The sequence below is a fragment of the Mesomycoplasma dispar genome (assembly GCF_000941075.1).
GTDB lineage: Bacteria > Bacillota_I > Bacilli_A > Mycoplasmatales > Metamycoplasmataceae > Mesomycoplasma > Mesomycoplasma dispar.
Map to the genome: position 1 here is coordinate 670,845 of NZ_CP007229.1, position 13,018 is coordinate 683,862.

The window sequence follows — 13,018 nt, forward strand, 5'->3', positions numbered from 1 at the left end:
TTATCACTTTAATTTTTTTATTGAAAACCCGACTTCTACTTTTAAATAAATATTTTATCATTACACTTCTATTAACAAATTATGACTAATAATCATGACCTTTATTTATTAATAATTTTCAATATTCTAAAAAATTTTAAAATTTTCACAATAAATTATTGACCTTTTGCCATAAAAAAGAAAATAAAATTAAACCAGGCCCTTAAAAGTTACTTATCATATAAAAGCCCAAATTTTATATTAGGTAAATTATTTATCCAAATCTTTTAAAATGAACATGAGAGAAAAAATAAGCAAAAGTGGTGCGGTCAAAATCATAGAAAAAAATTATTTGTCTGATTTTTTCTACTAATTTAAACTTATATGTGGTTTATTGGCGCTGGTTTTCTTTTCTTTTTTCTTCATATTTATCTAAATAATTGTTTTTTAAATCTTCAATTAGTTCAAGTCGACTAACTTTTTTATCAAAAATGATATTTTTATTCTTAGGAAAAGTCAAGATTTGGAAAGCAACTTTATCAAAACTAGATTTAGGACTTCTAGCAAAATTTAGCGTTAAATCCGTTTTAAAAATTGGTGTCAAAAAAATATTATTATCTTCTGTTTTTCTAAGAACTAATTTTTCTCATTCCGCCCTTTTTGAAAAATTAGTAGGAGGTGATATGGGGTCGCGAATCAATCTTCAAAATGATTCATAACCAATTCGTTCCCAAGTTTCGTAAATAAAAATATTATTATTTTTTAGAAATTCATCAAGTTTTTCGCCGTTTAGAAATTTTTGTTCAAAATCAGAAATTAGATCATTTTGGTCAATTTTTAATTTAGGATCTAATTTTAAAATTCGGTCAATAATTGTTGTCTTAAATTCGTCAATATTTCTAATAATTGCATGTTTTTTTGGTAGAAAACTGTTAGATCAAGGATTAATTTTATTTGTAATTAAATCAAGAATTTTTGGCTTTAAAGTTTTAATATTATTAATTTCTTGGCTAAAATCGATAATTTTAAACATAAAAGAGGGGGATGAACCGCTAATCTCGTTTTTTGACAAATTGTACTTTTTTGCGAGTTTATTATAAATTTTTCTAGCTTCTGTTTCAATTAATATTTTCTTCTTTTCATAATCTATAATTTTATCATTATCACCAGCATAAATTTTTTCATCAATGCCCCTAAAGGTGATTGTTTTATTTTTAGGGTAGACTATAACATTAAAAAAAGGTGAATCTTTAAAAACTATAGTGGGTTCAATTAATTCTGCATCTATAATATAATCTGGTGTAAATCTTGTTGCTATAATGTTTGAAAAACCATTTTCTTCAAAATAATAGTAGGTAACACGAGTTGGCCTTGAATATCTGACACGTTCGCGTATTATAATATTATTTTTTTCTAAGACTTTTTCAAGAAGTTCTCCTTTTAGAAATTTGTCTTCAAATTCTGACTTGAGTTCAGAAGAATTAATTTTGGCAAAATTAGGATTATTTTTTATAATTTCTTCAGTTCTATCAACAATATTTTTTTGAAATTGTTCGAGGTTTTCAATTGTTATTCTACTTTGTTCGCCAAGGAATAAAAATTTGTCCCGTTGTTTTTCGGGTTGATTATAAAACAGATTTAAGGCTGAAAAAGTGCCGTTTTTTGCATTAAATTCTTCGTAATGTTTAGCTAGTAAATTTAAAAAATAGTAAGAATTGTAATTTTTTGGATTGTTAATTCCGTCATCTTTGTTAAAAATTTGTTTAGTAATAAAAGTAATTAAATTTCCGCAGGAAGTTAAAAAAAATGCAGGAATTAAAAGGGTTGTTCCTAAAAATTTAGTGAGAATTAGTTTAGTTTTCATTATTAACCAAATAAGAAAGTGCTAATTTATCTTCAACAGAATTATCAAAAGTTACAGATTTAAATTTTTTGACATAAAGCCGGTAGTAGCCTGATTTTTCTGCTTTAAAATTGATTAATTCATCATTGCTTTTAGAGCTTGTTGACCAAGAAACATCAACTCAATTATTATTTGAATCAAGTTTTTGCAAATACAAATCATAATCTGAAATAAAATCGCCTTTTTGATTTTCTTTAGTAGCTTCTAGCTTTAAACGTTCAGAATTAATATGTGTTTCTGACCATTTGTCAAAGTCATTTTTATGTTGGTTCATCTTAGATTTTGCATCTAAAATAGCAGCGGCGCCTGCAACTGGTAAACCAATCGAAGTAAAAGGTGTTAAAAATCATCATCAACTTACGTAGTTGCTCTTGTTAGGTGCGGCTACTTTATTTTTTAAAAGACCAGCATTAAACATTCAAGATAAAGAAGCTTTAATTTTGTCGTTTGAATTTACTCAGAATGGTTTGCTAGTAAAAATTATTTCCTGGTCTGATTTTTTTTGGTCTCTAATAAAGTAGGTATTTTCACTAGCTTTTAACATATTTTTAAAATCGGGAGTGCCTGACCCATATTTTTCAAAATAACCATTTCTCTTTTTAGTTAAATCACTATGATCTGGGGAAATTGCCGAAGCAGATAAAATCGCTTTTAATGCTATTAGTCTATTATCATCATTATCTAAATTTGGTTTTTCTCTTAGGAATGTTGATATTAAACCAGTGACAATAGGAGCCGCAAAACTAGTTCCGTTAACAAAATCATCCTTAAAATTATTAGTAACAGGATTATAAATCCGTCCGGGAGCGACGACTAAAGGTTTGGCCAATTCATAATATTTTTGGTCAGTTTTATAATTTGAATACTCAGCAATTTTGTTTTTGGCAATTTTTCAAGGCTCGGAATTATCATCAAGTGCGCCAACAACTATAGAATTTAAAGATAATTTTTTTTTATCTATTCAAGGGTGATCTACAATTTCCGCATTATTTCTTTCCATTGCACCGTTACCCGCTGAAAAAACGTTAATAACACCATATTTTCTTGCTAAAAAATCAAGAAAAAAGGCGTCTTCTTTATAATCGTAAAAATCTTCTCCTGTGGCCCCATAACTGTGATTTATTACCCTAACATTATTGGTTTCAACCATTCATTCAATTGCTTTTTGTCATTCGCCGTTAGTAGTAAATATAGACAAATAGGAAGTTGACTTGGTATCAATGCCCAGTTTACTACCTAATATTAATGATACTAAAGTTGAATGAAGTGGTTCGTCTTCATCATCCTTTGTTGTGATTGGTTTATTTCACTTATTAGTAGATCCCAAGTCGTTAATATGAAAGTTATTAGAATTAAAATAACTCATAAAATTATAGTTAAATTCATCCTTAACTTCAATTGCTCCAACTTTTGTTTGTGGTGTTTTATAAGTTGACTTATCCTTTTTAGCCTGTTCTTCAAAATTAACAATCTTAATATTTTTTGATAATGACTCTTTAAACTTGTCAATTGGGGTTTTAGGCAAATAATAGTTGTAACTATCTAGTTCATCATAATAACGAAGCCAACTTAAAGGCTTTATTTTTTTATCTCCTTCATTTTTATATACGATGTAACGACTAATTGACGAGTTTTCTATTGAATTTTTTACAAAAAACTCTCTATCATTTTCGGTATCAAAATAAAACCATACAATTGGCAATATTTTACTGCTCTTAGCTTCTTTGAATTTTAATCTTGATTTTTCTATTTTTTTAATAAATTCAAGATTAAAATTACTTATTTCATTAGGTTCAGTACTCAAGAAATTAGGGTTTAACAATAGTTTTAATTCGAATTGATTATCAAAATCATTAATTTTTGACGAGTTACTTAACTGTTTTGCAAAAGGCTCTCTTATATCGATTTTATTACTAAAATTTGAAGAATATCAATATTTTTTAGTATTAAAATTTATAAAAAAAGAGTGATATATTAAAAAAATTGATGGTCAAAACATCAATAATAAAATTATTTTTTTAAATTTTGCTAATTTCATTTTTCACACCTAATTAAAATTATTTATAAAAATTATAACATGTTTTGTACTTTTAATTTAATTATATTCATTTTATTATCACTTTAATTTTTTTATTGAAAACCCGAATTCTACTTTTAAATAAATATTTTATCATTATACTTTTATTAACAAATTATGACTAATAATCATGAGCTCTATTTATTAATAATTTTCAATTTTCTAAAAAATTTTAAAATTCTCACAATAAATTATTAACCTTTTGCCACATAAAATGAAATAAAATTGAGCTGAACCCTTAAAAGTTACTTATCATATAAAAGCCCAAGTTTTATATTAGGGAAATTATTTATCCAAAACTTTTACCTGAATTTCCCAGTTGCAAAGGTTTAGTTAAAAAGATGTCTTAAAAAAGGGCGTCTTTTTATTTTTTAAAAATTATTCATAACAATTTTTTTATATTCATCATAGGTTTCTCATATATTTTTTATGGTTGAAATATTTTCTCTTTTAAATCTAATAATTTTGCCTGTGTTTTCATCTATTTTGGCTCTAATTTTTACTTCTTGCAAAATTTGCACGAATGAATCCTGTGTGAGATGATGAATTACACCGTTTTCTTTATAAAAATTATTAATTTTATAAAGAAAAAGTTTCAAAATTGCAAGTGAAAGAAAGCAAATCAATGTATGAGCATAAATGTGACTGTCTAAACTAACATAAACTGGCCGAATTTCCAAAAGACTTTTTAGACTGCGAAAATTTTCCTCAATTCTTCATTGTTTTGAGTAAGTTTCAATAATTTCTTCAGGATTTGCATTTATTAGATTGGTTTCGTAGATATAAATTCCGTCAAATTCTTGGTCTTTTTTTACTTTTTCTTCATCTAATTCGAATTTAAAATTAGAAATTTGCCTGAAAAATTTACATTTTTTACTTCCGAGCATTTTTAAGGGATCAATACTTCCATCCTTTTTTTGCTTTTTTAAGAAACTTTCGATTAGATTTTGTCGTTCTTTTTTATCTTTTTGTGCTCTTGATTTACTAAAAGTTATCAATTTTTTGCGAATGTTTTCAGTTTGCCTTTTATTTTTGTAGGTTGAAAAATATTCTTGTGTTTTATATTTGATTGAATTATTCAAAATTTTATAATCACTTTGGTCTTTAATGTATTTTTTGAACTCGGTTGATCCCGATTTTGCCCGATATGAAATTATAAATTTATAACCTTTTTGTTCTAAAAAGCGAATATTACCGGCTGAGGACATGCCGCGATCGGCAATAATTGTAATATTTTCCTTAATAATTTTATATTTTTGCTCAATTTCTAACATAAATGGAATCATCGTTTTTGCATCAGGGATATTTCCTGTATAAATTTTAAAATGAAAAGGAATTCCGTTTTGATCACAGGCAAGTGCAATTACGATCTGATCTTCTTTAAATTTTCCATCTTTTGAATAACCATTGTTCCGATAACCATTTCGGTTAAAAGTTTCAAAATAGACTGTCGAAGAATCAAAAAAAAGTTGATCTAATTTTCTATTTGATTCTAAATTGATCATATTATTAATGGCAATTAAAAGATTATCCCGATTTTCGTGAATAATATCCAAAAGGCGATAAAAACTGTTTTTTGAGGCTGAAATATCAAAGGAATATTCGCTGTTTTTATTAAAAGCCTTCAAAATACTATCAGGATCTATGATTCTTTTTGTAACTAGATATTGAAATATTTCGTGCATATTTTTATATTTAGTCTTCTTAATTGATTCAAAAATTTTGTGTTTTTCCAAGATTTTTTCAATTAATTCTCCACCAATTTTGATACTTTTCCACTTGATTTTATCACTTTTAATCGATTCTAAAAGCGCGGCTTTTACATATTCAGGGTCATCATCTTGGCTGAAAAATTTTAACTTTCACTTTAAAATTTCAACAGCTTCTGGGTTTATTTCTAATAATTTCTCCAAATTTCCAAGACTGAATCGCCTAATTGGCGGCTTTCCCTTTTTATTAGAAACTCCAACGTATTTATAAATCACGCCTTTCTTACCATGAAGACTGAAAAGGATTAAATTTTTATTAGTTTTCATTCTAATTATAATTATATCATAATTGTTATGAAACGTTAATACTTTTTTTAAATTTTTTAAAACAAAAAACCCCTATAAATAGGGGTTTTTTGAAATTTGAACCATATTTTTGTTATTACAACTGGGAAACTCAGGAAAATTGAGCTGAACCCTTAAAAGTTACTTATCATATAAAAGCCCAAGTTTTATATTAGGGAAATTATTTATCCAAAACTTTTAAAATAACATGAGAGAAAAAATTAGCAGAGTGTATAATCAAAATCATAAATAAAAAACTATTTGTCTGATTTTTTCTACTAATTTAAACTTATACGTAGTTTTTTTCTTTTACGTTTTCTTTTTCTTTTTCTTCATATTTATCTAAATAATTGTTTTTTAAGTCCTCGATTAGTTCAAGTCGACTAACGTTTTTATCAAAAACGATATTCTTATTTTTAGGAAAAGCCAGGATTTGGAAAGTCACTTTATCAAAACTAGATTCAGGACTTCTAACAAAATTTAGTGTTAAATCCGTTTCAAAAATTGTTGTCAAAAAAATATTATTATCTTCTGTTTTTCTAAGAACTAATTTTTCTCATTCCACTCTTTTTGGGTAATTATTAGGATCCGGTATACTATGTGGAACTCATCTTCAAAATGATTCATAACCAATTCGTTCCCAAGTTTCATAAATAAAAATATTATTATTTTTTAGAAATTCATCAAGTTTTTCGCCCTTTAGAAATTTTTGCTCAAAATCAGAAATTAAATCATTTTGGTCAATTTTTAATTTAGGATCTAATTTTAAAATTCGGTCAATAATTGTTGTCTTAAATTCGTCAATATTTTTAATAATAGCATGTTTTTTTGGTAAAAATCTGTTAGATCAAGGGTTAATTTTATTTGTAATTAAATCAAGAATTTTTGGCTTAAAAGTTTTAATATTATTAATTTTTTGGCTAAAATTGATAATATCAGACATAAAAGAGGGGGAAGAAGTACTAATTTTGTTTTTTGACAAATTGTACTTTTTTGCGAGTTTATTATAAATTTTTCTAGCTTCTCTTTCAATTAATATTTTCCTTTCTTTCTGTTCTTCATAATCTATAATGTTATCATTATCGTCAGTGTAAATTCCTCCGTCAATGTCCCTAAAAGTGATTGTTTTATTTTTAGGGTAGACTATAACATTAAAAAAAGGCGAATCATCAAAAACCACAGCGGGTTGAACTAATTCTCCTTCTATAATATAGTCTGGCGTAAATCTTGTGGCTGTAATGTTTGAAAAACCATTTTCTTCAAAATAATAGTAGGTAACGCGAGTTGACCTTCAATATCCGCCTGCTTCTCCTATTATAATATTGTTTTTTTCTAAGACTTTTTCAAGAGGCTCTCCCTTTAGAAATTTGTCTTCAAATTCTGACTTGAGATCCGAACTATTAACATTGGCAAAATTAGGATTATTTTTTATAATTTCTTCAGCTCTATCAATAATATTTTTTTGAAATTGTTCTAAGTTTTCAATTGTTGTTTCACCTTGTTTACCAAGGAATAAATATCTGCCCCGTTGTTTTTCGGGTTGATTATAAAACAGATGTAAGGCTGAAAAAGTTCCGTTTTTTACATTAAATTCTTCATAATGTTTTGCTAGTAAATTTAAAAAATAGTAAGAATTGTAATTTTCTGGATTGTTAATTCCGTCATCTATGTTAAAAATTTGTTTAGTAATAAAAGTAATTAAATTTCCGCAGGAAGTTAAAAAAAATGCCGGAATTAAAAGGGTTGTCCCCAAAAATTTAGTGAGAATTAGTTTAGTTTTCATTATTAACCAAATAAGAAAGTGCTAATTTATCTTCAACAGAATTATCAAAAGTTACAGATTTAAATTTTTTGATATAAATTCGATAGTAGCTGTTTTTCTGTTTTAAAATTAATTATTTAATTTTCTAATTTCTTTTAGTCTTCAATAAAGTAAATATTTTCACTAGCTTTTAACATATTTTTAAAATTAGGATGCCTGACTGATGTTTTTCAAAATAACCATTTTTGTTTTTGGTTAAATCACTATGATCTGCAAAAATTGCCAAAATAGATAAAATCGCTTGTTACCTTCATCATATTCTCCTTATAATTTTGTTCTTATATTTTCAACAAATTATATCATGATCTTCAAAAACAAGAAAGTAAAAAATAAAAAAATAAAAAAATATAATTTCATCATATTTTGCAAAAAAAAAAAAAAAATTATATTTTTTTATTTTAACAGCCTCTATATTTATAAATTAATAAATTTATGTGCAGCAAGCATTAAACCCTTATAAAATTCCAATAACATCATCTAGATCAAAAAATCCAAAATCCCTGCTGTCGCTACTGTTTTCCAAATTATCACCAACAGCAAAAAATTTATTTTCAGGCACTATTCCATCGAATAAAAAAGTCGCGCTTTTGATAAAAGTTGCAACTTTTTTGTCGTTTATGTAAATTTCATTATCTTTAACAATTATTTTATCGCCTGGTAGTCCCAAAATCCTTTTAATCAAAACTATTTCTTTGTAATTAAAAGCGACAATATCGTTTCTTTTTGGTGATTTTACCCTATTAATAAAAATTTTTTGGCCGTGTTGAAGAGTTGGAAACATCGAGTTACCTTCAACATCAACTAACCTAAAAATAAATACAAAGGGGAGTGTTCATAATTTTGTGTTTTAAATTTTATGGATTTTTTTCTGATAGAAATCTAATTTAATTTTACATTATTTAATCGATTAGGGAAAATAATTTCTAATTATTTTTTAATTTTGCCTCAATTTCTTACCTGCCTTTGTCATTTTTTAGATGCGTTTTGCAGTTTTAAATAAGTTATTTTTGAAAGGTAATTTACACTTTGAATTCCGCCTTTTGTTTTTGTATTTTTCCTAATTAATCTATTTACTGATTCAATTGTATTTGTAGTATAAATTGCTTGCCTTAATTCATATGGATATTTAAAAAATGTCGTTAATTCAGCGAAATTTGCATACCAAGATTTGACAACCAAAGGATATTTTTGCCCTCATTTTTTCGCAAATTCATCAAGATTTTGCATTGCAAATTCTTGATTAATCGCTTGATAAATCTTTTTCATATCATAGCCAAACTCTTTTTTGTCCTTGTAAAAAACTTTTAAAAGCGAGTTTCGAATTTGGTGAACAACACATTTTTGAACATCTGTTTGCGGAAAACCGCTTCAATTGCTTGACTAATTCCGCTTGGATTATCACAAGGAATTATTAGAACATCTTGCAGTCCACGTGTTTTTAGTTTGCTAAAAACATCGACTCAATTACTTGCAGATTCGCTCTTTTTAATCCAAAATCCTAGTACTTTTTTATCACCCTGCCAATCAATTGCAAGAATAAGATAAAGTGATTTTTTGACAAAAACACCGTTTTCTTTAACATTAAAAAACATCCCATCAATGTAGAAAATTGGATAGGAATTCTCAATTTTTTGCGATTTTCACTTTTCAATTTCAGGTAATAATTTGTTAGTAATTGAAGAAATTCAGGCGATACTTATTTCTTTTTTATAGATATTTTTTATTGTGTTAACAATATTTTCATATGACATCTCTGATGCAAAAAGCGAAAACACTTGCTATTCGATATCACTTAAATTTGTTTCGTATTTAGCGATTAATTTGTTCTCAAAACTGCTGTTTCGATCTCTTGGTATTTTTAGATGAATATTATCGCTATTTTAATTGACAGTTTTGCCTGAAAACCCGTTTCGCTTATTCAGTCTATGCACACCATTTTTGCTTCGGTTGCTTTTTTCATAGCCTAAATGTTGGTTTAATTTCGCCTTTAAGAGCGTCTCAACAAAAGTTTTAAACATATGCGAAATTTTGTTGTGAAAATCTTCTTTTTTATTTTTTTATAATCAGCGTATTTGTCAACAATTTTTTTAGCTTCTAACTCAAATGGGGATAATTTTTTTTTGCTCTTTTTTCATATTTTAGTCCTTTATGATAAATTTTATCAAAACAGATTTACCTTAAAACACAAAATATTTAATATTCCCATAAAATGATTTATTGTTTTTTTTAATTTTTTAAATTTTTACTTGTTAAAAAATAATTAGAACTTAGAAACTTTGAAAATAACATAATATAAATAATAATTCAAGAATAAGACTCTAATTTTTTTGAAAATGGGTTAATTTTATTAAATTCCCAAATTAATTTGATAAAAAGGAGTAAATTTAATTGTCTAAATTCTAGAAAAGCTATGAATTCATAGGTTTAAAATTAAGATAATTTTGGAAACAAGTAAATTTGACAAATATAAAAATAAAAATTTTAAATAGCTTTTTCGAGAAACTTCTGATGTCTTTTTTTAAAAATAATTGTGTTAACAATAAGGAAAATTGATGAAAACAACATTAATGACATTGAAAAAACTGGATTTATAAAACCTAAAAACGCTAAAGGTATGAAAAGCGAATTAAATAAAATTGCTCACAAAAAATTTAATTTAACTAATTTATTAGTTTTTTTGATAATTTCAATTGATTTATAAACCATAACAAGATCTGTTTCAAATAAGGAAATATCAGCAATTGAATTACTAAGGTTAGAACCACTTTCAAAAGCAATTGAAAGATCGGCGGATTTTAATGCCAAAATATCATTTAAGCCATCACCTACAAAAATAATTGGGGTTTCTTTTTTTAATTTTTCTACTAATTCAAACTTGTCATTAGGTTTTAAATTTGCGTAAAATTGCTTTATACCCAATATTTTTGCTACATTTTCAACATTTTTTGGATTATCTCCTGAAGCAATAATGCAATTTATCCTTTGAGATTGAAATTTTTTAACAACTTTTTTTGCACTTTCTTTAACTTGATCAATTATTAAAAAAACGGCAATAACTTTATTATTTTTAGCAAAAACTGTGTAATTACCTAGCTTGTCAAATTTGAAATTATTATCCAATCAAAAATTATTATTTTTTGCGAACTCATGAGAAATAAGGCTATATTTATTAGAATCTAAATCAATATGTTCCAAACCTTGACCAGGAATTTCGTTAACCTTAAAATTGTCAAATTTTTCTTGATGTTCTGGTAAAAAATTATAAATTGAAAGTGAAATTGGGTGTTTAGAATGTTGAGCCATTTCCTTAATTAAAGGCCAAAAACTTGAATCACCTTGAAATTCAACAACTTTTGGTTTTCCTTCAGTTAGAGTTCCGGTTTTGTCAAAAATTATTGTTTTTGTGGTAATAATTTTTTCATAAATCTCTGAATTTGCAAATAAAATTCGATTTTTTGAGGCCAAAATCGAAGAAGAATAAATGGCCATTGGCGCGGCTATTCCAAAAGCACAAGGACAAGAAATTACCAAAACAGCAACACCTATATGAGCACCAACATAAAATGGATGAGAATTTCTCGGTGGTGTAAAACCAGTATAAATTTTTTCAAAATCACCAAGCGAATAACCGATTATGACTCAGATTGCAAAAGCCAAAATTGACAAAATTAAAACAGTTGGGGTAAAAAGTGAAACTATTTTAGTTGAAACTCTTTCAATTTTAGAAGGAGTTTCAAAAATGGACTCTAATCTGTTAATTGTTTGCATTAAAAATGAATCTTGCGCTTTTTTCGTGCAAGTTAGGTAAATTGGTTCGCCAATATTGATACTTCCAGACAAGATTTCTTGATTTTTAACAAATTCAATAGGCAGAGATTCACCGTTAATTGACGAGTAATCGATAGTTGCAAAATCAGAATTTAGGGTTGAATCAGTTGGAATAACTTCACCTTTTGGAACAAAAACAATATTGCCAGGAGTAATTTTATTAGTTAAAATTTGTTCTTTTTTGCCATCAACTATTATATATGAATAGCGATTTTTTAATTTTAGTATTCCTTGAAAATTTGAACTTGATTTTTTTTGTAGTTTTTCCTCAAGATATTTTCCAGCATTAAAAAATAAGAACAGAATAATTGAAACTTCAAAAAATTCCATACTAATTTTTTCACCGGTGATTATTTTATACAAAAATGAAATTGCAGAATAAATAAATGAAACATGGCTTGCAATCGCTATTAGCAATTCCATTGTAAAAATTTTTCTTAAAAGGTTTTTGTATGCTAAAAAATATTTTTTTTCTAAAAAGATAACTAAAAATGCCAAGAAAAACAAAATTGACGCTAAAATTAGATGAATTTTGTGATCGTGACTAAAATTTAAAACTTTATAATTATTTAAAGTATCAAAAATAAACGAAAAAAAAGCAAAAATAAAAATTAATAACTCAATAAATATTTTTATTTTTGCTTTTTGTTTAGAGTCAGCGAAAAATTTTCTATTATTAGTCGATTTTTTCATTTTCATAACCCACAGAGGTTAATTTTTCACTAATAAATTCGTCAGGATATTTTTCTTCATCAGCAATAATTTTCAAAACTTTTGCGCTGATATTTACACTCCATTCAAAATCTTCCAAATTTTCAAATAGTTTTTCAAAAACTACCTTGCAGCTTGCGCATTTAATATCAATACTAAAATATCTTGTAGTTTTCATTTTAATTCCTTTATTTAAAATATCAATTAGAATACAAATTTACTTATAAAAAATAATTATAAATATGGGAGTGTTTATAATTTTGTGTTTTAAATTTTTATGGATTTTTCAAATAGAAATCTAATTTAATTTTACACTATTTAATCGATTAGAGAAAATAATTTCTAATTTTTAATTATGTGTCAATTTCTTACCTGCCTTTGTCATTTTTCGGTTGCGTTTTGGAACGTCAAATAAGTTATTTTTGAAAGGTAATTCACACTTTGAATTCCGCCTTTCGTTTTTGTATTTTTCTTAATTAATTTATTCACTGATTGGATTGAATTTATCGTATAAATTGCTTGTCTTAATTCATATGGATATTTAAAAAATGTCGTTAATTCAGCGAAATTTGCATATCAAGACTTGATAATTGAAGGATATTTTTGCCCTCATTTTTTCGCAAATTCATCAAGATTTTGCATTG

The 13,018-nt window shown here is 26.1% G+C and carries 8 protein-coding genes and 1 pseudogene; all 9 read right to left on the reverse strand.

All coding sequences use genetic code 4. The features are described 5' to 3' along the window. Positions 1-370 precede the first annotated feature (370 nt). Positions 371-1,843, reverse strand: a complete 1,473-nt coding sequence (locus MDIS_RS02445) for a hypothetical protein (protein WP_044635495.1) — start codon at positions 1,841-1,843, stop codon at positions 371-373. Further along, positions 1,833-3,920: a S8 family serine peptidase gene (locus MDIS_RS02450; protein WP_044635496.1), complete on the reverse strand. Its 2,088-nt coding sequence runs from the start codon at positions 3,918-3,920 to the stop codon at positions 1,833-1,835. Before MDIS_RS02450 ends, MDIS_RS02445 begins: the two co-directional genes overlap by 11 nt. A 410-nt stretch (positions 3,921-4,330) precedes the next feature. Next, positions 4,331-5,995 (reverse strand): IS1634 family transposase, encoded by a 1,665-nt coding sequence (locus tag MDIS_RS02455; RefSeq protein ID WP_084217537.1) that lies wholly within the window; start codon positions 5,993-5,995, stop codon positions 4,331-4,333. Between the two features lie 307 nt (positions 5,996-6,302). Then, positions 6,303-7,796, reverse strand: coding sequence for a hypothetical protein (locus MDIS_RS02460; protein WP_044635497.1), 1,494 nt, complete (start codon positions 7,794-7,796; stop codon positions 6,303-6,305). Between the two features lie 493 nt (positions 7,797-8,289). Further along, positions 8,290-8,616, reverse strand: coding sequence for a signal peptidase I (gene lepB / locus MDIS_RS02465; RefSeq protein WP_232034197.1), 327 nt, complete (start codon positions 8,614-8,616; stop codon positions 8,290-8,292). A gap of 146 nt (positions 8,617-8,762) precedes the next feature. Beyond that, positions 8,763-9,853 (reverse strand): annotated as a pseudogene (locus tag MDIS_RS04390) (IS256 family transposase). 463 nt (positions 9,854-10,316) lie between these two features. Then, positions 10,317-12,086, reverse strand: coding sequence for a heavy metal translocating P-type ATPase (locus MDIS_RS02475; protein ID WP_232034198.1), 1,770 nt, complete (start codon positions 12,084-12,086; stop codon positions 10,317-10,319). 253 nt (positions 12,087-12,339) lie between these two features. After that, on the reverse strand, positions 12,340-12,552 hold the full coding sequence (locus tag MDIS_RS02480; RefSeq protein ID WP_044635500.1) for a hypothetical protein: 213 nt from the start codon (positions 12,550-12,552) through the stop codon (positions 12,340-12,342). A 164-nt stretch (positions 12,553-12,716) separates the two neighbouring features. Further along, the gene (locus MDIS_RS04395; protein WP_044635501.1) at positions 12,717-13,016 is read right to left on the reverse strand and encodes a transposase; all 300 of its coding nucleotides are present in this window, start codon (positions 13,014-13,016) and stop codon (positions 12,717-12,719) included. Positions 13,017-13,018: the final 2 nt, after the last annotated feature.